The sequence below is a fragment of the Pseudomonas sp. 4CAES_32.4 genome (genome assembly GCF_058136335.1).
The window spans coordinates 1755398-1775827 of sequence record NZ_CM176882.1 but is presented as its reverse complement, the minus strand read 5'-3'; the positions used below and the strand labels follow the sequence as shown (position 1 = coordinate 1775827).

Annotated in this window: 20 protein-coding genes; 12 read left to right on the top strand and 8 right to left on the bottom strand. The window is 60.4% G+C overall.

All coding sequences use genetic code 11. The features are described from left to right. Positions 1–66 precede the first annotated feature (66 nt). The gene (locus AC3Y64_RS08045; RefSeq protein WP_489987056.1) at positions 67–507 is read right to left on the bottom strand and encodes a GlcG/HbpS family heme-binding protein; all 441 of its coding nucleotides are present in this window, start codon (positions 505–507) and stop codon (positions 67–69) included. A gap of 268 nt (positions 508–775) precedes the next feature. On the opposite strand from AC3Y64_RS08045, the gene gcl reads away from it, so the two are divergent. The 8 genes from gcl to AC3Y64_RS08005 all read left to right on the top strand — a co-directional run bounded on the left by gcl (position 776) and on the right by AC3Y64_RS08005 (position 10383). Beyond that, positions 776–2551 (top strand): glyoxylate carboligase, encoded by a 1776-nt coding sequence (gene gcl / locus AC3Y64_RS08040; protein ID WP_007919935.1) that lies wholly within the window; start codon positions 776–778, stop codon positions 2549–2551. Positions 2552–2689: 138 nt separating this feature from the next. Continuing rightward, on the top strand, positions 2690–3472 hold the full coding sequence (gene hyi / locus AC3Y64_RS08035; protein ID WP_077571696.1) for a hydroxypyruvate isomerase: 783 nt from the start codon (positions 2690–2692) through the stop codon (positions 3470–3472). A 168-nt stretch (positions 3473–3640) separates the two neighbouring features. Further along, complete coding sequence (locus tag AC3Y64_RS08030; protein WP_489987055.1) at positions 3641–4534, top strand: 2-hydroxy-3-oxopropionate reductase; 894 nt, start codon at positions 3641–3643, stop codon at positions 4532–4534. A 161-nt stretch (positions 4535–4695) separates the two neighbouring features. Continuing rightward, on the top strand, positions 4696–5970 hold the full coding sequence (locus tag AC3Y64_RS08025) for a glycerate kinase type-2 family protein (RefSeq protein WP_489987054.1): 1275 nt from the start codon (positions 4696–4698) through the stop codon (positions 5968–5970). Next, entirely contained in the window at positions 5967–7382 is a 1416-nt protein-coding gene (gene pyk, locus AC3Y64_RS08020) for a pyruvate kinase (protein ID WP_110720781.1), read from the top strand. Before AC3Y64_RS08025 ends, pyk begins: the two co-directional genes overlap by 4 nt. Positions 7383–7519: 137 nt before the next feature. Next, a complete protein-coding gene (locus AC3Y64_RS08015; RefSeq protein ID WP_489987053.1) occupies positions 7520–8434 on the top strand; it encodes an urea transporter in 915 nt (304 codons plus the stop codon). Between the two features lie 21 nt (positions 8435–8455). Further along, positions 8456–9280: an ion transporter gene (locus tag AC3Y64_RS08010; protein WP_016987501.1), complete on the top strand. Its 825-nt coding sequence runs from the start codon at positions 8456–8458 to the stop codon at positions 9278–9280. A gap of 104 nt (positions 9281–9384) precedes the next feature. Continuing rightward, complete coding sequence (locus AC3Y64_RS08005; RefSeq protein ID WP_105709424.1) at positions 9385–10383, top strand: sulfate ABC transporter substrate-binding protein; 999 nt, start codon at positions 9385–9387, stop codon at positions 10381–10383. A 115-nt stretch (positions 10384–10498) separates the two neighbouring features. On the opposite strand, the gene AC3Y64_RS08000 is transcribed toward AC3Y64_RS08005, so the two are convergent. Then, the gene (locus tag AC3Y64_RS08000) at positions 10499–11110 is read right to left on the bottom strand and encodes a hypothetical protein (RefSeq protein WP_489987052.1); all 612 of its coding nucleotides are present in this window, start codon (positions 11108–11110) and stop codon (positions 10499–10501) included. Between the two features lie 243 nt (positions 11111–11353). On the opposite strand from AC3Y64_RS08000, the gene AC3Y64_RS07995 reads away from it, so the two are divergent. Further along, positions 11354–12541, top strand: coding sequence for an MFS transporter (locus AC3Y64_RS07995; RefSeq protein WP_463573041.1), 1188 nt, complete (start codon positions 11354–11356; stop codon positions 12539–12541). 69 nt (positions 12542–12610) lie between these two features. On the opposite strand, the gene AC3Y64_RS07990 is transcribed toward AC3Y64_RS07995, so the two are convergent. Then, a complete protein-coding gene (locus AC3Y64_RS07990; protein WP_122844880.1) occupies positions 12611–13015 on the bottom strand; it encodes a type II toxin-antitoxin system HicB family antitoxin in 405 nt (134 codons plus the stop codon). Positions 13016–13279: 264 nt separating this feature from the next. On the opposite strand from AC3Y64_RS07990, the gene AC3Y64_RS07985 reads away from it, so the two are divergent. The 3 genes from AC3Y64_RS07985 (at position 13280) to AC3Y64_RS07975 (ending at position 15714) form a co-directional block, all read left to right on the top strand. After that, entirely contained in the window at positions 13280–13936 is a 657-nt protein-coding gene (locus AC3Y64_RS07985) for a peroxiredoxin-like family protein (protein WP_489987051.1), read from the top strand. Positions 13937–13963: 27 nt separating this feature from the next. Beyond that, complete coding sequence (locus AC3Y64_RS07980; protein ID WP_489987050.1) at positions 13964–14683, top strand: SDR family oxidoreductase; 720 nt, start codon at positions 13964–13966, stop codon at positions 14681–14683. A 149-nt stretch (positions 14684–14832) separates the two neighbouring features. Next, on the top strand, positions 14833–15714 hold the full coding sequence (locus AC3Y64_RS07975) for a LysR family transcriptional regulator (RefSeq protein ID WP_489987049.1): 882 nt from the start codon (positions 14833–14835) through the stop codon (positions 15712–15714). Between the two features lie 98 nt (positions 15715–15812). On the opposite strand, the gene AC3Y64_RS07970 is transcribed toward AC3Y64_RS07975, so the two are convergent. Genes AC3Y64_RS07970 through AC3Y64_RS07950 form a run of 5 tightly spaced genes read right to left on the bottom strand, consistent with a single transcriptional unit; the run spans position 15813 to position 20430 of the window. Next, entirely contained in the window at positions 15813–16217 is a 405-nt protein-coding gene (locus AC3Y64_RS07970; protein WP_095119920.1) for a hypothetical protein, read from the bottom strand. Between the two features lie 25 nt (positions 16218–16242). Further along, positions 16243–17445 carry a c-type cytochrome biogenesis protein CcmI gene (gene ccmI, locus AC3Y64_RS07965; RefSeq protein WP_489987048.1) on the bottom strand — a complete coding sequence of 401 codons (1203 nt, stop codon included), beginning with the start codon at positions 17443–17445 and terminating at the stop codon, positions 16243–16245. Beyond that, complete coding sequence (locus tag AC3Y64_RS07960; protein ID WP_489987047.1) at positions 17442–17912, bottom strand: cytochrome c-type biogenesis protein; 471 nt, start codon at positions 17910–17912, stop codon at positions 17442–17444. The genes ccmI and AC3Y64_RS07960 overlap by 4 nt, the downstream gene beginning before the upstream one ends. After that, positions 17909–18445, bottom strand: a complete 537-nt coding sequence (locus AC3Y64_RS07955; protein WP_016987490.1) for a DsbE family thiol:disulfide interchange protein — start codon at positions 18443–18445, stop codon at positions 17909–17911. Before AC3Y64_RS07955 ends, AC3Y64_RS07960 begins: the two co-directional genes overlap by 4 nt. Next, the gene (locus tag AC3Y64_RS07950) at positions 18442–20430 is read right to left on the bottom strand and encodes a heme lyase CcmF/NrfE family subunit (RefSeq protein WP_489987046.1); all 1989 of its coding nucleotides are present in this window, start codon (positions 20428–20430) and stop codon (positions 18442–18444) included. The genes AC3Y64_RS07955 and AC3Y64_RS07950 overlap by 4 nt, the downstream gene beginning before the upstream one ends.

Here is a 20430-nt window from a genome sequence, read left to right as displayed (position 1 = left end):
GCAGTCTATAGACCCCGCCCCGCTTCGTCATCATCACGCCATCAGACGTGCTGATTTATTTTCCGGTCAGGCCGCCACCCCCGCATCCGCCCGCAGATCCAGCGCCTCCACCGCTTTGATCGCTACTTGCTCATCAATATCCGACAGATCGCCGCTGATGCCGATCGCTCCCAGCACGTTACCCGCCTTATCACGAATCAACACACCACCCGGTGCCGGCACGACGCTGCCTTGGCCCATGCTGTTCAGTGCGGCAATAAAGGCCGGGCGTTGTTGCGCGTCGAGGGCCAGCAGGCGTGAGCCTTTGCCCAGTGCGATGGCGCCCCAGGCTTTGCCGATGGCGATGTTCGGGCGCAGCAGGCTGGCGCCGTCTTCGCGTTGCAGGGTGATCAAGTGGCCGCCGGTGTCGAGTACCGCGATGGTCAGCGGCGCGGCGTTGATGCCGCGCCCTGCATTGATGGCTTCGTTGACCAGGTTGACTGCGACTTTCAAGGTTAAAGCGCTCATGGTGCCGTCCTCATTTTGTTATAGGGAAAGTCGTGGGGCTGCGCTTTTCTGCCGCAGCCCGATGCAACAAATAGAACACAATGAGTTATTTTTTTGTATACAATAATTCTCGAAAAGCGCCACATGCGACGAAAAGCCACAGTCATAAAGGCTTCCGACGAATGAAACAGGCGCTTGAGAAAATGGATTGACCTGCGCCGTCCGCCGTGAATACACTCTGCGCAAAGCCACTTGTATACAATTACAAAACGTAAAGAGGCACAAAACCATGAGCAAAATGAGAGCAATCGAAGCCGCCGTTCTGGTGATGCGCCGTGAAGGGGTTGATACCGCTTTTGGCATCCCGGGCGCTGCCATCAACCCGCTGTACTCCGCCTTGCAGAAAGTCGGTGGCATCGATCACGTCCTTGCTCGCCACGTTGAAGGCGCCTCGCACATGGCCGAGGGCTACACCCGCACCAAGGCCGGCAACATCGGCGTGTGCATCGGGACTTCCGGCCCTGCCGGTACCGACATGGTCACCGGGCTCTACAGCGCCTCGGCCGACTCGATTCCAATCCTCTGCATTACCGGCCAGGCACCCCGCGCCCGTATGCACAAGGAAGACTTCCAGGCTGTCGACATCACCAGCATCGTCAAGCCAGTCACCAAGTGGGCGACCACTGTTCTTGAACCGGGCCAAGTGCCTTACGCGTTCCAGAAAGCATTCTTTGAAATGCGCTCCGGCCGTCCAGGCCCAGTGCTGATCGACCTGCCGTTTGACGTGCAGATGGCCGAAATCGAATTCGACATCGACGCCTACCAGCCGCTGCCATTGGCCAAACCAACCGCGACCCGCGTCCAGGTTGAAAAGGCTTTGGCCCTGCTTGATCAAGCCGAGCGCCCACTGTTAGTGGCCGGCGGTGGCATCATCAACGCCGACGCCAGCGATCTGCTGGTTGAATTCGCTGAGCTGACCGGCATCCCGGTTATCCCGACCCTGATGGGCTGGGGCACCATTCCGGACGATCACCCATTGATGGTGGGTATGGTCGGCCTGCAGACTTCGCACCGTTACGGCAACGCGACCATGCTGAAATCCGACGTGGTGTTGGGGATCGGTAACCGTTGGGCTAACCGCCACACCGGTTCGGTTGACGTTTACACCGAAGGCCGCAAGTTCATTCACGTCGACATCGAAGGCACGCAGATCGGCCGTGTGTTCACGCCAGATCTGGGCATCGTTTCCGACGCCGCTGCAGCATTGACCGTGTTCATCGAAGTGGCCCGTGAATGGCAAGCCGCCGGCAAGCTGAAAAACCGCAGTGCCTGGCTGCAAGATTGCCAGCAGCGCAAAGCCAGCCTGCACCGCAAGACCCACTTCGATAACGTGCCGGTCAAACCACAGCGCGTTTACGAAGAAATGAACCAGGTGTTCGGCAAGGACACCTGCTACGTCAGCACCATTGGTCTGTCGCAGATTGCCGGCGCGCAGTTCCTGCACGTCTACAAGCCGCGTCACTGGATCAACTGTGGCCAGGCCGGCCCGTTGGGCTGGACCATTCCGGCAGCGCTGGGCGTGGTGAAGGCCGATCCGAGCCGGAAAGTCGTGGCCCTGTCGGGGGACTATGACTTCCAGTTCATGATCGAAGAACTGGCGGTCGGCGCTCAGTTCAAACTGCCGTACATCCACGTCGTGGTGAACAACTCGTACCTGGGTCTGATCCGTCAGGCACAGCGCGGGTTCGAAATGGACTACTGCGTGCAGCTGTCCTTCGATAACCTGAACGCGCCGGAACTCAACGGTTACGGTGTTGACCACGTCGCAGTGGCTGAAGGCCTCGGCTGTAAGGCACTGCGGGTATTCGAACCATCGGAAATCGCCCCTGCCCTGCGCAAGGCCGAACAGATGATCGAAGAGTTCAAAGTGCCGGTGATCGTCGAGATCATTCTGGAGCGTGTGACCAACATCTCCATGGGTACCGAGATCAACGCCGTCAACGAATTCGAAGACCTGGCGCTGGTCGGCAACGATGCGCCAACGGCGATTTCGCTGCTCGATTAACTGCTGACCGCTGATCGTTCCCACGCTCTGCGTGGGAACGCAGCCCGGGACGCTCTGCGTCCCAAAGCGGACGCAGAGCGTCCATTGAGGCATTCCCACGCAGAGCGTGGGAACGAGAATCTAGAACGGGAGACCACCATGCCGCGTTTCGCAGCCAACCTGTCCATGCTGTTCACCGAACAGGATTTCCTTGCCCGTTTCGACGCCGCCGCCAAGGCGGGTTTCAGCGGTGTCGAGTACCTGTTCCCGTACGACTTCAGCTCCGCTGAAATCAAGGCCAAGCTCGACGCCAACGGTCTGACCCAAGTGCTGTTCAACTTGCCGGCCGGTGACTGGGCCAAGGGCGAGCGCGGTATCGCCTGCCTGCCGGATCGGGTTGAAGAGTTCCGCGCCGGTGTCGATCTGGCGATTGCCTACGCGCAAGTGCTGGGCAACACCCAGATCAACTGCCTGGCCGGTATTCGTCCGCAAGGCGTTGACGATGCCACCGTGGAAAAAACCTTCGTTGCCAACCTGAAATACGCGGCCGACAAGCTGCAAGCGGCGGGCATCAAACTGGTGATGGAAGCGATCAACACCCGCGACATCCCGGGCTTCTACCTGAACAACACGGCGCAAGCCCTGTCGATTCGCGAACAGGTCGGCAGTGCCAATCTGTTCCTGCAATACGACATCTATCACATGCAAATCATGGAAGGCGATCTGGCCCGCACCCTGCAATCGCACCTGGGCGAGATCAACCATGTGCAGCTCGCGGACAACCCGGGCCGCAACGAACCAGGCACCGGCGAAATCAACTACCGCTTCCTGTTCGAACACCTTGATCGCATCGGTTATCAGGGTTGGGTTGGCTGTGAATACAAGCCGCTGACCACCACCGAAGCAGGTCTGGGCTGGCTGAAAACCCACAACGCAATCTGAACGAACAATACAAAACCCTGTGGGAGCGGGCTTGCCCGCGATGGCGGCAGCACACACAACAAACATGTTGCCTGAACCACCGCCATCGCTGGCAAGCCAGCTCCCACAATGAATCTGCTGCGTCTCCAAGACTGCATTGCAGCATCAGAATAAAAAGAGGATTTTCTCATGGCTAAAATCGGATTTATCGGCACCGGCATCATGGGCCACCCAATGGCTTCGAACCTGCAGAAAGCCGGTCACAGCCTGCTCCTGTCGGCGCACCACGACGCCGCCCCTGCTGACCTGGTCGCCGCCGGCGCCGTCGCTCTGGCCAACCCGCGCGAAGTCGCGCAGGAAGCTGAATTCATCATCGTCATGGTGCCGGATACCCCACAGGTAGACGACGTACTGTTCCGCGCCGACGGCGTTGCAGCAGGCCTGAGCAAAGGCAAAATCGTCATCGACATGAGCTCGATCTCGCCGACCGCCACTAAGGCATTCGCTGCGAAGATCAACGAGAAAGGCGCGCAATACCTCGACGCACCGGTTTCCGGCGGTGAAGTCGGCGCTAAAGCCGCAACCCTGAGCATCATGATCGGTGGTGACGCCGATGCCTTCGAACGCGCCCTGCCGCTGTTCCAGGCCATGGGCAAGAACATCACTCTGGTCGGTGGCAATGGCGACGGTCAAACCGCCAAAGTCGCCAACCAGATCATCGTTGCCCTGAACATTCAGGCCGTCGCTGAAGCCCTGCTGTTCGCTTCGAAAAACGGTGCTGATCCGGCCAAGGTGCGTGAAGCACTGATGGGCGGTTTCGCGTCCTCGAAGATCCTTGAAGTGCACGGCGAGCGCATGATCAAAGGCACTTTCGATCCCGGCTTCCGCATCAGCCTGCACCAGAAAGACCTGAACCTGGCCCTGCAAGGCGCCAAGGAACTGAACATCAACCTGCCAAACACCGCCAACGCCCAGCAAGTGTTCAGCACCTGCGCGGCCATCGGTGGCAGCAACTGGGACCACTCGGCGCTGATCAAAGGTCTGGAACACATGGCCAACTTCTCGATTCGCGACAAGAAGTAAGCCCTGCCCCAACCTGCACCAAACCTGTGGGAGCCAGCCCTGCTGGCGATGGAATCGACGCGGTGTGCCTGCACGACCGCGCCGCCTGAATCGCTAGCAGGGCTAGCTCCCACAGGGTTCCGAGTTGCCCTTTCGAATAACAAGAATTCCGGGAGCCCGCCATGTCGGTCGATCCGCAACAACTGCTGCGCGAGCTGTTTGCCACAGCCATCGACGCGGCCCATCCGAACCAAGTTCTCGAAGCCCATCTGCCCGCCGATCGTACCGGCCGGGTGATCGTCATCGGTGCCGGCAAAGCCGCCGCCGCGATGGCGCAAGTGGTCGAGCGCTGCTGGGAAGGTGAAGTGTCTGGCCTGGTGGTGACCCGTTACGGTCACGGCGCCCCGTGCGAAAAAATCGAAGTGGTCGAAGCTGCGCACCCAGTCCCGGATGCTGCCGGCCTGGCCGTGGCCAAACGCGTGCTCGAACTGGTCAGCAACCTGACCGAGGACGACCGCGTGATCTTCCTGCTCTCCGGTGGCGGCTCGGCCCTGCTGGCGTTGCCGGCCGAAGGCATCACCCTCGCCGACAAGCAGTCGATCAACAAAGCCCTGCTCAAATCCGGCGCGACCATCGGCGAGATGAACTGCGTGCGCAAGCACCTCTCGGCGATCAAGGGCGGCCGTCTCGGCAAGGCCTGCTGGCCTGCCACTGTGTATACCTACGCGATTTCCGATGTGCCGGGCGACCTCGCCACGGTCATCGCTTCCGGCCCGACCGTGGCCGACCCAAGCACATCTGCCGAAGCGCTGGCGATCATCAAACGCTACGGCATCGACATTCCCGCTTCCGTACGCACCTGGCTGCAAAGCCCTGAGTCGGAAACCGTCAAACCCGGTGATCCGTCCTTGGCACGCAGTCACTTCCAGTTGATCGCCCGTCCTCAGCAATCGCTGGATGCGGCGGCAGTGAAATGCCGTCAGGCCGGTTTCAGCACGCTGATCCTCGGCGACCTCGAAGGTGAGTCGCGCGAAGTGGCGAAAGTCCATGCCGGCATCGCCCGCCAGATCATCAACCATGGCCAGCCACTGGCAGCGCCGTGCGTGATTCTCTCCGGCGGCGAAACCACGGTGACCGTACGCGGCAATGGCCGTGGCGGACGCAACGCCGAGTTCCTCTTGAGCCTGACCGAAAACCTCAAAGGCCAGCCCGGCGTCTACGCGCTGGCCGGTGATACCGACGGCATCGACGGCTCGGAAGACAACGCCGGCGCGATCATGACCCCGGACAGCTACGCCCGCGCCGCCGCCCTTGGCCTGAGCGCCAGCGACGAACTGGATAACAACAACGGCTACGGCTATTTCGAGGCGCTCGATGCGCTGATCGTCACCGAGCCGACCCGCACCAACGTCAACGACTTCCGCGCCATTCTGATCCTTGAGAGCTCCAAATCATGACGCCTGATAAAAAGGTCAAAATCCTCGCCACCCTCGGGCCTGCTGTCGATGGCATCGAAGACATCCGTGAGCTGGTCGAGGCCGGGGTGAATATCTTCCGCCTGAACTTCAGCCACGGCGATCATGCCGACCACGCCAAGCGCTATCAGTGGATCCGCGAAGTCGAGCGCCAGCTCAACTACCCGCTGGGCATTCTGATGGACTTGCAGGGGCCGAAACTGCGCGTCGGCAAGTTCGCTGACGGCAAGGTGCAACTGCATCGCGGTCAGGCATTCCGTCTGGATCTGGACGCGACACCGGGCGACGAACGCCGGGTAAACCTGCCACATCCGGAGATCATTGCCGCGCTGGAAGCGGGCATGGATCTGCTGCTCGACGACGGCAAACTGCGTCTGCGCGTGGTCACCAAGTACGACGATGCGATCGACACCACCGTGCTCAATGGCGGCGAACTGTCGGATCGCAAAGGTGTGAACGTGCCGCAAGCGGTGCTCGACCTCAGCCCGCTGACCGCCAAGGATCGCCGCGACCTGAGCTTCGGTCTGGAGTTGGGCGTGGATTGGGTCGCGCTGTCGTTTGTGCAGCGCCCGCAAGACATCATCGAGGCCCGCGCATTGATCGGCGACAAAGCCTTTCTGATGGCGAAAATCGAGAAGCCTTCCGCCGTTGAGCAACTGCGCGAAATCGCTGAATTGAGCGACGCGATCATGGTTGCTCGTGGCGACCTCGGCGTCGAAGTGCCGGCCGAAAGCGTGCCGCAGATTCAGAAAAACATCATCACTACGTGCCGCGAACTGGGCAAACCGGTGGTGGTGGCGACGCAGATGCTTGAGTCGATGCGTTTCTCCCCTGCCCCGACCCGTGCCGAAGTGACCGACGTTGCCAACGCCGTGGCCGAAGGTGCCGATGCGGTGATGCTGTCGGCAGAAACCGCGTCCGGCGAATACCCGCTGGAAGCCGTGCAGATGATGAGCAAGATCATTCGTCAGGTGGAGAACGGCCCGGATTATCAGACTCAGCTGGACGTCAGCCGGCCGAAGGCTGAAGCGACCGTGTCCGATGCGATCAGCTGCGCGATCCGTCGCATCAGTAACGTGCTGCCGGTGGCGGTGCTGGTCAACTACAGCGAGTCGGGCACCTCGAGTTTGCGTGCAGCGCGGGAGCGGCCGAAAGCGCCGATCCTCAACCTGACACCGAATCTGCAAACGGCGCGTCGTTTGAGCGTGGCGTGGGGCATTCACTCGGTGGTCAACGATCGCCTGCGTCAGGTTGACGAAGTCTGCTCGACCGCACTGGAAATCGCCCAGGCCCAAGGCATGGCCGAGCGTGGCGACACGCTGCTGATCACTGCCGGCGTGCCGTTTGGTCAGCCGGGGTCGACTAACTCGCTGCGGATCGAAACATTGATTTAACCGCCCACCATGATCGTTCCCACGCTCCGCGTGGGAATGCGGCCCGGGACGCTCTGCGTCCCAAGAGCAGACGCAGAGCGTCCTTTGAGGCATTCCCACGCAGAGCGTGGGAACGATCAGTACCGAATGAACTGCCCATGCCTGCCAATCATTTCAACACTCACTGCCCCGACTGGGCCGAGGCTTTGCTCAACGGTTTCAGTCAAATATTCCTCCAGCGTCATCCGCTGTGCGGCCTGCTGTGCCTGTTGGCGATCCTGCTGACGGCACCCGTGCTGTTCGCCGGAGCGCTGCTCGGTGCCGTCGCCGGTTTGCTCACCGCGCAACGCCGCAACTACGCCAAGGCTGATCGCCAGGCCGGACTGTTCAGCTACAACGGCATCTTACTCGGTCTGCTGCTGAGCCTGTATTTCCCGTGGTCGCCGATGCTGCCGCCGCTGATTCTCGCCGCCGGCGGCTTGAGCGCAATGGCCACACAGCAATGGCTCAAACATGTGTACCGCAACCGATCGATTCCGGCCTATACCTCGCCGTTTGTCGCCATGAGCTGGGTGCTGTTGATGTTTGCCGAACCATCGGCGCCGATGGCGCACATCGAGATGAACACGCTGAACCTGCTCGCCGCCGAACTGCGCGGTTTGGGCCAGGTGATGTTCCTTGGTCATCCGCTGGCCGGCGCGCTCATCGCCATTGGTTTGCTACTGGCTGATCGGCGGGCGTTTTGCTGGGCAATGCTGGCGTCAGCCATCGGTCTGGCTTCGAGCCTGCTGCACCACGAAACCAGCGCTGCGCTCTTGGGTTTGGGCAGCTACAACGCCGTATTGGCCGCACTCGCGTTCTCTGCGCAACGCCAACAACCGTGGCTGCCGCTGCTCGGCATCGTCCTGGCGCTGCTGGTGACGCCACTGTTTGCAGCGGTTGGCCTTGCGACCCTGACCGCGCCGTTCATCCTCGCCGGCTGGCTGATCCGCGCCGGTATCCAGATGCTCGGCAAAACCCCGGTCGAGCGTGCGCCTTGCGCTCATGGGGAGAATCAACCTAGGCTGCGCTGATCTTCGATTCAGGCGTTATCCATGGACAGCAGCAACAGTTGGCGCGAACGGCTTTACGTCATGATTTTCCAAAGCGACACCCTCGCCGGGCGTCGCTTCGACGGCATCTTGCTGTTGATCATCCTCGCCAGTCTGGTGATCGTGATGCTCGACAGCATCGACAGCATTCACCAGAACTACGCCGACGTGCTGGCCTACATCGAGTGGGGCTTCACGATCATCTTTCTCGGCGAGTACATCCTGCGTCTTTATTGCTCACCGAAACCCTTGCGCTACGCCTTCAGCTTTTACGGGCTGGTGGATTTGCTGGCGATCGTGCCCGGCATCCTCGCCCTGTATTACAGCGACGCGCAGTACCTGCTGATCATTCGGATCATCCGCATGCTGCGGATCTTCCGCGTACTCAAACTCAGCCCGTACCTCAAGCAAGCCAACTATTTGATGTCGGCGCTGCGCGGCAGCAAGCAGAAGATCGTCGTGTTTCTGGTCAGCGTCTGCACGCTGGTGACGGTGTTCGGCACCTTGATGTACGTGATCGAAGGCCCGGAACATGGCTTCACCAGCATTCCCAAAGGTATCTATTGGGCGATCGTCACACTGACCACCGTGGGCTTCGGCGACATCGTGCCGAAGACCCCGCTGGGCCAGGTGATTTCGTCGCTGGTGATGATCACCGGTTACTCAATCATTGCCGTGCCCACCGGTATTTTCACCGCCGAACTGGCCAACGCCATGCGCGGTGAACAGCTGCAACACGACTGCCCGGTGTGCAAGAAAAACAGCCACGAACACGGCGCGGCCTTCTGCTCACGATGTGGCAATGCCTTGTTCAAGAAACTGGAATAAGCAAAGAGCTTTTTAATCTTTAAGCGACTATGCGCGCGCCGTTATAGTCGGTGGCAATTGAACATCACCCCCTGCTCCTACACAGATAAAACAAGGAATGCGCAGTGAAAAAACTCTTTGGCGCCTCACTTCTCGCCGCCGGCCTGGCCTTGGCCAACATCGCCCAGGCAGCCCCGACGCTGCTTAACGTTTCCTACGACGTGATGCGCGATTTCTACAAGGACTACAACACTGCGTTCCAGAAACACTGGCAAGCCGAGCACAACGAAAACATCACCGTGCAGATGTCCTTCGGCGGCTCGAGCAAGCAAGCGCGCTCGGTGATCGATGGCCTGCCGGCTGACGTCATCACCATGAACATGGCCACCGACATCAACGCCCTCGCCGACAACGGCAAACTGGTCCCGGAGAATTGGGTCACGCGCCTGCCGAACAACAGCGCGCCGTTCACCTCGGCCACGGTGTTTATCGTCCGCAAAGGCAACCCGAAAGCCCTGAAGGACTGGCCGGATCTGCTCAAGGACGGCGTGCAAGTGATCGTGCCGAACCCGAAAACCTCGGGTAACGGCCGCTACACCTACCTCTCGGCCTGGGGTTACGTGCTGAAGAACGGCGGCGACGAGAACAAGGCCAAGGACTTCGTCGGCAAACTGTTCAAGCAAGCGCCGGTGCTCGATACCGGTGGCCGCGCCGCGACCACCACGTTCATGACCAACCAGATCGGCGACGTACTGGTAACCTTCGAAAACGAAGCCGAAATGATCGCCCGCGAGTTTGGCCGTGATCAGTTTGAAGTGATCTACCCAAGTGTTTCGGCTGAGGCTGAACCACCGGTTTCCGTGGTCGATAAAGTCGTCGACAAGAAAGGCTCGCGTGCGGCGGCGGATGAATATCTGAAGTTCCTGTGGTCGCCGGAAGGTCAGGAAATTGCGGCGGCGAACTACTTGCGCCCGCGTGATCCAGCGGTGCTGGCGAAGTACACCGATCGCTTCCCGAAAGTGGATTTCCTCTCGGTGGAGAAGACCTTTGGTGACTGGCGTACGGTGCAGAAGACGCACTTCAATGATGGTGGGGTTTTTGATCAGATTTACAGCGGACAGTAACACCTGATCCCCTGTAGGAGCTGCCGAAGGCTGCGATCTTTTGATCTTGATCTTAAAAACAAAATCAAAAGATCGCAGCCTTCGGCAGCTCCTACGGGGGATTGTGTTCAGGCCGTTACATCGGTGGGGTAACTCCGTCCTTGCCGGCAGAAATCGATTGCGCCGTCAGCGTGCCATCCGCACTCTGCGTGACGAACGTCACGATCTTCACGCCAACCTTGAGCAAGCTTCGATCACCCGGCTGCAGATTGACGATCGGCACATCCTCCGGGACCAGGATCTTCTGTTGCCCGCCCTTGTAGTTCACCGTCAGCACCCGTCCGTTGCTCACCACCAGATCACCGACGCTGCCATTGGTCATGCTGCTGCCCTTGCCCAGATCGAATGGACGATGGCCATCGCCGCTGCCCGCCAGCTCCGGCGGGAACACGTGCACTTCCAGCGCTTTGAGTGTGCCGTCTTCCTGTGGCATTGCTGCCGAACCGATGTAGCTACCGGGCTTGATGTCTTCGATATTGGCCAGGGTGACGGCGCGAACCTTGGTGTCGGCCGCCAACTGAATCACCACGTTCTCGCCGCTGTTGACGTGGACTTTCAGTGAGTCGGCGCTAACCCCGGTGATCTCGCCGCGCACGCCGAGGCGCATCCCCGGTGCATCAGCGGCCTGCACGCTCGTCGCGCCGAGCAGGCTGATCAGGACAATCGTTGCGATAAGGCGAAGCTTCATGGCAATCCTCCGGTCATGAATGTGGAACAAGCCGATGCAAACATAAGCACGCTATCGAACAGGATGTAAGTGAATGTATCATCGACCCTCAACGGTCGGGCGCAAGGTCCGCCGATGGATGACAAGTCGATAGCATCGGGTCATTCCGCAACGGAATAACTGATATCAACCGCCGGCGTCTTCTGCCTGCCCGGTTTGTCCCATAGCCTCACCGCACTCCCTTTCGCTGGATCGAGAAACCTTATGACCACCACCGCTCACGCAATGACCCGAGGCATGGTGCTGCTGTTCGCCTTCTGCTGCGGCGCCATCGTTGCCAACATCTACTACGCGCAGCCAATCATCGGTCTTATCGCGCCGGACATTGGTCTCTCCGACACCATGGCCAGCTTCATCGTCTCGCTGACGCAAATCGGTTATGCGCTGGGCCTGTTCTTCCTGGTGCCGCTGGGCGATCTGCTGGAAAACCGCCGGTTGATGATCATCACCACGGTGGTGGCGATTGCCAGCCTGTTGGCGGCGGCGTTTACCGATCAACCGAATGTGTTTTTGCTGATCTCGTTGCTGGTGGGCTTCAGTTCGGTGTCGGTGCAGATTCTGATTCCACTCGCGGCGCATTTGGCGCCGGAAGAATCCCGTGGCCGGGTGGTTGGCGGGATCATGGGCGGCTTGCTGCTGGGTATTTTGCTGGCGCGGCCGGTGTCGAGTGTGGTCGCCGACCATTTAGGCTGGCGGGCGATGTTCATGATTGCTGCCGCATTGATGGCGGCAATCAGCGTTGTCTTGGCACTGACCGTGCCCAAGCGCCAACCCGATCACAGCGCCACTTATGGTCAACTGATTGGCTCGCTGTGGACCCTCCTGCGTCAGCAACCGGTATTGCGTCAGCGTGCGTTTTATCAGGGCTGCATGTTCGCCACGTTCAGCCTGTTCTGGACTGCGGTGCCGCTGGAACTGGCGCGCAACCATGGTCTGTCGCAAAGCGAGATCGCTATTTTTGCTCTGGTCGGTGCCATCGGTGCCATCGCCGCGCCAATCAGCGGGCGTCTTGCCGATGCCGGTCATACCCGCATCGCCTCGCTGCTGGCCATGCTGTTCGCCAGCCTGAGCTTCCTGCCCGCGTTCATCCACCCCGCCTACAGCGTTATCGGCCTGGCCGTGACCGGCGTGGTCCTCGACTTCTGCGTACAGATGAACATGGTGCTCGGCCAACGCGCCGTTTACTCGCTGGACGCGAAAAGCCGTGGCCGTCTGAACGCGCTGTACATGACCAGCATCTTCATCGGCGGCGCGTTCGGTTCGTCGGTGGCCAGTGCGGTGTACGAGCATGGCGGCTGGTTGTGGATCGTGATTGTCGGCAGTGTGTTTCCGCTGTTGGCGTTGTTACGGTTTTTGAGTGCTTCGCAGCGCGGCTCATTGGCAACGGCGTAAAGCGTCAAAAGCTTCGCGAGCAAGCTCGCTCCCACAGGTTATTCACTACGCCCGTGGGAGCGATGACGTTCAATATCGAACCAGTTTTTCCATCGCCGCGTCCGCGAGAAAGGAGGAGCGGCTTTTGACGTTGTGCTCGCGCACATAACGATCGATTCGCTGGATCACGTAACCGGGCAGCGTCACGTTGACCTTCTCGGTCTTGCCGAGATACGGCGAGATATCCAGTTCCAGCATGCCCCAGCCCATATCGGCGAATTCCGGATTACTGCGATGGGCGGATGCCGATGTCGGCATAGGGATCGACTCACCGTCCGCCGCAATCTCTTGCAGCATGATGTGGGCGATTTCAACCGCCGCATTGTAGGCATCTTCAAAGCTATCCCCTGCCGTAACGGCGCCGGGAATATCGGGGATCTGAATACCAATGGCGGTATTTTCGTCACCCCATTCGATGCAGATTGGATATTGCATTATGGATCTCCTTGGTAACTGGCTGGCGGGTTATACAACCCGGCCAATCGCCTCCTTAGCCTAGCCTGTTAAAAATAACCCTAGAGTTATCTTTATTTAAGCACAGGAAACCGCAATGCGACGTCCGGTTGTTTTGCAGAGTGTGAGTTTTCATTCATTCCCGCCGAGCATGAATGCTATGCCACGCACCTGCGTTCCCCTCCCCGTGCCTGACGGTCACTCTTGAACCCAGCCACTACCGGCGCTTCTTCAGGACTTTCGACCATGACCCTGCAAGCAAAACTCGATGCCTTCAAAGCCGACTTCAAGGCTGGCAAACCACCTTACAACGCCCCGGCCGACATCCACCCGGTGATGGAGCGCGCCACTGCCGAACTGATCGCCTCCGGCGCCGCCGGTCGTGCCTTGAAGGTCGGCGATACGGCGCCGCTGTTCACCTTGAAAGACCCTGAGGGCAACCCGGTCTCGTCCGCCGATCGGCTGGTACAAGGGCCTCTGGTGCTGACGTTTTATCGTGGCGTCTGGTGCCCGTACTGCAACATGGAGTTGCAGGCATTACAGGCTTTTCTGCCAGCGATTCGGGACGCTGGAGCGAGTCTGCTGGCGATTTCACCGCAGATCGCTGCCAACAGCCGCAAGTCGCAACGCATCAACGAACTGCAATTCCCGATCCTCAGCGATCCACGCAACGACGTCGCCGCAGCCTTCGGTTTGCGCTTCGAGTTGCCGGACTACCTGATCGAACTGTACAAAAATCTGCGCAATGACCTTCCGACTTTCAACGATGATCCGGCCTGGACCTTGCCGATGCCGGCGCGCTACGTGATCGGTCAGGATGGCGTGATTCGTTACGCCGAGGTCAACCCGGATTACACTCAGCGTCCCGAGCCTGAAGCGATGCTGGATGCATTGCGCGGCTGAATCGATGATCCATGCCCTGGAGTTGCCATGACCCGACGTACTTTCCTCATCACCGGCGCCAGCAAAGGCATTGGCCGGGCGCTGGCCGAACATCTCGACCGCGCCGGGCATCGGGTGGTGGGGATTGCTCGCCAGCCGGATCTGAGCTTTCCGGGGATTCTGTTTCCGCTGGATCTGAGCGATCGCAAGTTGACCGGTGAGGTGCTGTCGGAGCTCGCGCGCACTTACGAGTTCGACGGTTTGGTGAACAACGTCGGGCTGGTGCGACCGCAGGCGTTGGGCGAAATCGAACTGGACGCCTTCGACGATGTGATGCGGCTCAATCTGCATTCAGCGTTGCAGGCGACCCAGACGTTGTTGCCGGGAATGCGCACGCGGGGTTGGGGGCGGGTGGTGAATATCTCCAGCCTGACGGTGTTGGGCATCACCCAGCGCACGGCGTATGCGGCGGCGAAAGCGGCGCTGATCAGTTTCACCCGCTCGTGGGCACTGGAGTTGGCGCAGACCGGGATCACCGTGAACGCCGTGGCACCGGGGCCGACCGAGACCGAACTGTTTCGCGCCAACAATCCGCCGGGCAGCGAGGGTGAAGCGCGCTATCTGGCCGGGGTGCCGATGGGAAGGCTTGGGCAACCGGAGGAGATTGCCTCGGCGATTGCCTTTTTGCTGTCCGAGCAGAGCGGCTTTATCACCGGGCAAACACTGTTTGTCGACGGCGGCGCCTCAATCGGCAAAGCCGCGTTCTAACTAACCCCCCAAGTCCCCTGTGGGAGCCAGCCCTGCTGGCGATAGCGTCTGTTCAGTCAGCATTGAATAACCTGACCCACCGCTATCGCCAGCAGGGTTGGTTCCCACAGGGTTCCACGACAATTTTCCCGATGTGTACAGGAGCATTGATGGACCGCCTCGCCGCCATGGAAACTTTCGTCTGCGTCGTCGAAACCGGCTCGTTTTCCGCCGCCGCCCGGCGCTTGAACATCGGCCAGCCCGCCGTTTCGAAAACCATCGCTCATCTGGAAAAGCGCCTGGCGGTCAGCCTGCTTCTGCGTTCGACTCGCGGCCTGACCCCGACCGAAGCCGGCTTGGCCTTTTTCGAACGGGCCAAACGCGCCCTCGAAGAAGCTGACGAGGCCGATAACGCTGCGCGTGGCAGCGCCAGCGGTCTGAGCGGCAGCTTGCGCATCAGCGCCGCCGTGACCTTCGGCCGCCTGCACATCGTGCCGCAACTGGGGCCGTTCCTCGATCAGCACCCGCAACTGAACATCGACCTGATGCTCGACGACCGCAACATCAATCTGGTCGAAGAAGGCATCGACATTGCCTTGCGCATGGGTGCACTCAGCGACTCGGGACTCACCGCCCGCAAGATCGCTGACTGCCGCCGCGTGGTGCTTGGCACACCGGCTTACTTTGCCAAGTACGGCGAACCGGCCTGTCCTGCCGAATTGAGCAAACACCAAGCAGTCGTCTACAACCTCGGAGGAGGCAACACCTGGCAGTTCACCAAAGGCACGGAGCAACAATCGGTGATCCTCAGCGGACGTTTGCGCGTCAGCGCGGCTGAGGGCGTACGCGAAGCCGTGCTGGCCGATCAGGGCCTGACGCTGGCCTCCGAATGGATGTTCGCCCCGGAACTGGCCAGCGGCGCAGTGAAAACCGTCATGCACGACTGGACCCTCCCCGATCTGGATTTATGGGCGGTGTTTCCGACGGGAAGAATGGCCAGCGCCAAGGCGCGGGCGTTTGTTGAGTATGTGCAGGGGGTGTTGGCCAGTTGAACAGCAAGATCAAAAGATCGCAGGCTTCGCCAGCTCCTACAGTACGGCAAGTGCTAAGCCTCTAAAAAAACGGCGATCCAAAGATCGCCGTTTTCGTTTTACTGCCCGAACTGCTTGCCCAACCCCGGTGGCACGCCGTGGATGTTGGTGTCTTCCCATGGGCCGTTGGGGCTGACGGCGCGGCTCCAGCCATTGTTCCAGCGGTAGTAGGTGCGTTGGCGGTAGAAGGTGTTGGTCTGGTCGTCGAGAACGTAGACGCCGAGTTTCTGATCCCAGTGGCTGTTGCCGCCCGGTGGTGGGGCGAAGCTGGCCGAGGTGCGCGGCACGGGTTTGGCCGGTTTCGCCGGGATGCTTTTGCCTGGGGTCGGCGAGGTCGATGGGGTCGGGCTGGGTTGTGACGGAGGGATCGGCGGCAGGTTGGTCGTCGGTTCCGGTCGTTGCACCGCACATGCACTCAAGCCCAGGGCCAGTGTGAGGACTGTGATTCGGGCGATGGTGTGCATAGCGGTGCTTTCCTGTTGTGCCCGACTATTTGTCCGGGCTGTCGATGGTCAGTTTTTGTAGCGCAGTGGTGCTGCTGGCCAGAGGGCCGCTGCGACCGATCCACTCACCGGCCGTTGGCTGGCCGGCGCGGGAGATGCGCGCAACCAGTTGGACTTCAGGGAAGTTCGACAGTTTCAACTGCGGCATCATGGCGTCGGCATCGCCCAGTTCGACGGTGACTGGCAGATCGGCCACGGTCAAACGCTTGGCCGCCAGTGGTGCCGGCGGGCCGGACGTGGCGCGGGCGAAGATGAACACGCTATCACCCGGCTGCACTTTGCCTTTGAGCTCGCTGGCCAGATCGACGCTGACTTTCAACAGCGCGGTTTTCGCGGCTACAGGTGCCTGAGCGACCTTGCCACCGCTGGCTTCCAGGCGCTCGGCGGCGCGCTTGATCCCGCCTTGCAGCGCGGCGCGGGAACTGTCCTCCGGCGGCAGTTGCGCCAGCAAGCGGTTCCAGTAATCGATGGCTTGCTGATAACGCTCGCCTTCGAACGCGGCGATGCCGAGCAGACCGAGGCTGGTGACTTCCTTTGGATCAGCCTTGAGCGCTTCGTCGGTCAGCGCCTGGATCTTCGCCGACCACTTTTTGCCGTCAGCAAAATACTGCGCCTGCGCCCATTGCCCGAGCAGTTCCGGCTGGCGACCGGCCAGATTGGCAGCGCGTTCGAACATCTTCGCCGCGTCCGCCGGACGCTCTTGCGCCATGTAGGTACGGCCGAGGAAATACAGGCCTTCGGCAGAGTCCGGTTGCGCCGCGACGGCACGTTCCAGACGCTGGGTCATCTCTTCCATCGACTGCGGTGCCTGGGCGAATTCGCGGGTCAGTTCGACCTTGTCGGCAGCGCCGAAGTGCATGTACAGACCCAGGCCCAACACCGGCACCAGCACCGCCGCCAACAGCGGCAACGGCTTGCCCAATCGGGAAACGCGCGGTGCGGCAACGCCTTCGGTATCCGCGAGCAATTCACGCGCAGCTTCAGCACGACCGCTGTCCATTTGCGCCGCGTCGAGCACACCTTCAGCCTGTTGCGATTGCAATTCGGCAACACGTTCCTGATACAGCGCAACGTTCAGGGCAGTCCGATCTTCTTCACGCTGGGCGCGACGTTCGCGCAGCACCGGGATCAGCAGAAAACTCAGGGCGACCAGAAGCAACAGCCCTGCGGCAAGCCAGAAATCAATCATTCTTGGTTTTTATCCAACAGTTGGTCGAGGCGCTGACGCTCATCGGCGCTAAGCGATTGCGGGGTTTCGGTGCGTTGCCCGCGACGACGGCGAACGATCACCGCGATCACCACCAATCCACCGAGCAGCAAACCGGCAGGGCCGAACCACAGCAGCGCAGTCTTGGCGTTGAGCGCCGGTTTGTAGCGGACGAAATCACCGTAGCGATCAACCATGAAATCGATGATCTGCTGATTGTCCTTGCCTTCACCGAGCATGCGGAAAATCTCTTTGCGCAGGTCAGCAGCAATAGGCGCATTGGAGTCAGCGATGTCCTGATTCTGGCACTTGGGGCAGCGCAACTCTTTGGTCAACTCGCGGAAACGCTCGCGATCCGCTTCTTTGGCGAACTCATAAGTGTCGATCGCGGCATGGGCCACACCGACCAGACTCAAGCCCAATACCAGGGCCGCTAAAAAACGCTTCATGGCTTGGCCTCATCGACCAGCGCCTGATACTTGGCCGCGAGTTTTTCACGCCAGACCTGCTCGTCGATCACGCCGACGTACTTGTCGCGGATGATGCCCTTGGCGTCGATGAAGAAGGTTTCCGGCGCACCGTAGACGCCGAGATTGAGGCCCAGCGAGCCTTCGTCGTCACGGATGTCCAGCACGTACGGGTTGTGGAACTCGGCCAGCCACTTCAAGGCATCGGCATTGGTGTCCTTGTAGTTGATGCCGTAGATCACCACGCCGCGCTCGGCGAGTTTGTTCAGCACCGGATGCTCGACCCGGCAGGAAATACACCAAGTGCCCCAAACGTTGACCAGCGCTGGCTTGCCAAGAATGTCGGCCTTGGTCAGGCTCTTGTCGCCCTGCACGTTTGGCAGGGAAAACTCCGGGAACGGCTTGTTGATCATCGCCGACGGCAATTCCGCCGGATCAAGGTACAGACCGCGATAAAGAAACACCGCCACCAGCAGGAAAATCGCCAATGGCACCAACATCAACCAACGTCTCATGCCGCCGCTCCCGTCATACCCAGGGCTTCACGCACCTTGGCTTTCACCTTGACCCGATAACGTCGATCCAGCGCCGCCAGCAACCCACCGAAACCGGTCAGCAAACCGCCGAACCAGATCCAGCGCACGAACGGTTTGACGTGTACGCGCACCGCCCACGCACCGTTGTCCAGCGGCTCGCCCAATGCGACATACAAGTCACGAGTGAAACCGGCATCGATCCCGGCTTCGGTCATGACCGAATTCTGTACGGTGTACAGACGTTTTTCCGGGTGCAGCACGCTGACTTCCTTGCCATCACGAATGACCCGGATGGTGCCTTTGTCGGAGGTGAAGTTCGGCCCTTCGAAGTGCTTGGCGCCTTCGAAAACGAAGTGATAGCCGGCCAGGTCCATCGATTCGCCCGGCGCCAGACGCAGATCGCGCTCGGCACTGTTCTGGCTCGACAACACCACGCCCAACGCGCAAACCGCGATGCCGAGGTGAGCGATCTGCATGCCCCAATAGCTGCGGGTCAGGGTCGGCAAGCCTTTGATCAGGCCTTTGTGGCGAGTCTTGTCGAAGATGTCGCGCACGCCGGCGAGCAACACCCACGCGGCGAGCAGGAAGGTCGCGATCACCGCCCAGTTGAAATCGCCGTAAGCGATACCGGCAACCACGGCCAGCGCCACGCTACCCAGCAACACCGGAGTCAGCATGTTCACCAGCCATTTCACCGGGGTGTCTTTCCAGCGCACGACCATGCCGATCGCCATCACCACCATCAACAGCGCCATCAACGGAATGAACAACGCGTTGAAGTACGGCGGGCCGACCGACAGCTTGGCGCCACTGATCGCATCGAGAATCAGCGGATACAGGGTGCCGAGCAGGATCATCGACGCGGCGACGACCAGCACCAGGTTGTTGCCCAGCAGCAGGGTTTCCCGCGACCACAGGTTGAAACCGACCTGACTCTTGACCACGGGTGCGCGCAGGGCGAACAGCGTCAGCGAGCCACCGACTACAAACAACAGGAAGATCAGAATAAACACGCCGCGCTCCGGATCGGAGGCGAACGCGTGCACCGAGGTCAGCACGCCGGATCGTACGAGGAACGTCCCGAGCAAGCTCAGCGAGAACGCGGCAATCGCCAGCAATACCGTCCAGCTCTTGAACACGCCACGTTTTTCCGTGACCGCCAGCGAGTGGATCAGCGCGGTGCCGACCAGCCAAGGCATGAAGGAGGCGTTTTCCACCGGGTCCCAGAACCACCAGCCGCCCCAGCCAAGTTCGTAATACGCCCACCACGATCCGAGGGTGATGCCGATGCCGAGGAAGGCCCAGGCCACAATCGTCCACGGACGTGACCAGCGCGCCCACGCGGCATCAAGACGACCGCCCATCAACGCCGCGATGGCGAAGGCGAAGGCCACCGAAAAGCCGACGTAGCCCATGTACAACATTGGCGGGTGAACGATCAGGCCGATGTCTTGCAACAGGGGATTGAGGTCAGCGCCATTGCTGGGCATTTGCGGCAGGATGCGTTTGAACGGGTTGGACGTAAGGATCAGGAACAACAGGAAACCGGTGCTGATCATGCCCATCACCGCCAGGACGCGGGCGAGCATCACTTGCGGCAATTGCCGCGAGAACACCGACACCGCGAACGTCCAGCCACCGAGGATCAATGCCCACAGCAACAACGAACCTTCGTGGGCGCCCCACACCGCGCTGAATTTGTAATACCACGGCAACGCGGTATTCGAGTTATTCGCCACGTAGGCGACGGAGAAGTCGTCGACCATGAACGCGTAAGTCAACGCGCCGAAGGCGAACAGCAAAAACGCAAACTGTCCCCACGCAGCCGGCTGGGCCAGACTCATCCAGAAACGGTCACCGCGCCACGCGCCAACCAATGGCACCACGGCCTGCACCAGCGCAAAACACAGCGCCAGAATCATCGCCAGATGGCCCAACTCAGGAATAAAAATCGCCGACGTCAT

Bases quoted from the DNA above. Each gene is read 5' to 3' on its own strand.
- AC3Y64_RS07990 (WP_122844880.1), bottom strand. From the start codon at position 13,015: ATGCAATATCCAATCTGCATCGAATGGGGTGACGAAAATACCGCCATT.
- AC3Y64_RS07975 (WP_489987049.1), top strand. From the start codon at position 14,833: ATGGACCGCCTCGCCGCCATGGAAACTTTCGTCTGCGTCGTCGAAACC.
- AC3Y64_RS08015 (WP_489987053.1), top strand. From the start codon at position 7,520: ATGCCTGCCAATCATTTCAACACTCACTGCCCCGACTGGGCCGAGGCT.
- AC3Y64_RS07970 (WP_095119920.1), bottom strand. From the start codon at position 16,217: ATGCACACCATCGCCCGAATCACAGTCCTCACACTGGCCCTGGGCTTG.
- hyi (WP_077571696.1), top strand. From the start codon at position 2,690: ATGCCGCGTTTCGCAGCCAACCTGTCCATGCTGTTCACCGAACAGGAT.
- AC3Y64_RS07950 (WP_489987046.1), bottom strand. From the start codon at position 20,430: ATGACGTCGGCGATTTTTATTCCTGAGTTGGGCCATCTGGCGATGATT.
- AC3Y64_RS08010 (WP_016987501.1), top strand. From the start codon at position 8,456: ATGGACAGCAGCAACAGTTGGCGCGAACGGCTTTACGTCATGATTTTC.
- AC3Y64_RS08000 (WP_489987052.1), bottom strand. From the start codon at position 11,110: ATGAAGCTTCGCCTTATCGCAACGATTGTCCTGATCAGCCTGCTCGGC.
- AC3Y64_RS08030 (WP_489987055.1), top strand. From the start codon at position 3,641: ATGGCTAAAATCGGATTTATCGGCACCGGCATCATGGGCCACCCAATG.
- AC3Y64_RS07995 (WP_463573041.1), top strand. From the start codon at position 11,354: ATGACCACCACCGCTCACGCAATGACCCGAGGCATGGTGCTGCTGTTC.
- gcl (WP_007919935.1), top strand. From the start codon at position 776: ATGAGCAAAATGAGAGCAATCGAAGCCGCCGTTCTGGTGATGCGCCGT.
- AC3Y64_RS07955 (WP_016987490.1), bottom strand. From the start codon at position 18,445: ATGAGACGTTGGTTGATGTTGGTGCCATTGGCGATTTTCCTGCTGGTG.
- AC3Y64_RS08045 (WP_489987056.1), bottom strand. From the start codon at position 507: ATGAGCGCTTTAACCTTGAAAGTCGCAGTCAACCTGGTCAACGAAGCC.
- ccmI (WP_489987048.1), bottom strand. From the start codon at position 17,445: ATGATTGATTTCTGGCTTGCCGCAGGGCTGTTGCTTCTGGTCGCCCTG.
- AC3Y64_RS07985 (WP_489987051.1), top strand. From the start codon at position 13,280: ATGACCCTGCAAGCAAAACTCGATGCCTTCAAAGCCGACTTCAAGGCT.
- AC3Y64_RS07960 (WP_489987047.1), bottom strand. From the start codon at position 17,912: ATGAAGCGTTTTTTAGCGGCCCTGGTATTGGGCTTGAGTCTGGTCGGT.
- AC3Y64_RS08025 (WP_489987054.1), top strand. From the start codon at position 4,696: ATGTCGGTCGATCCGCAACAACTGCTGCGCGAGCTGTTTGCCACAGCC.
- AC3Y64_RS07980 (WP_489987050.1), top strand. From the start codon at position 13,964: ATGACCCGACGTACTTTCCTCATCACCGGCGCCAGCAAAGGCATTGGC.
- pyk (WP_110720781.1), top strand. From the start codon at position 5,967: ATGACGCCTGATAAAAAGGTCAAAATCCTCGCCACCCTCGGGCCTGCT.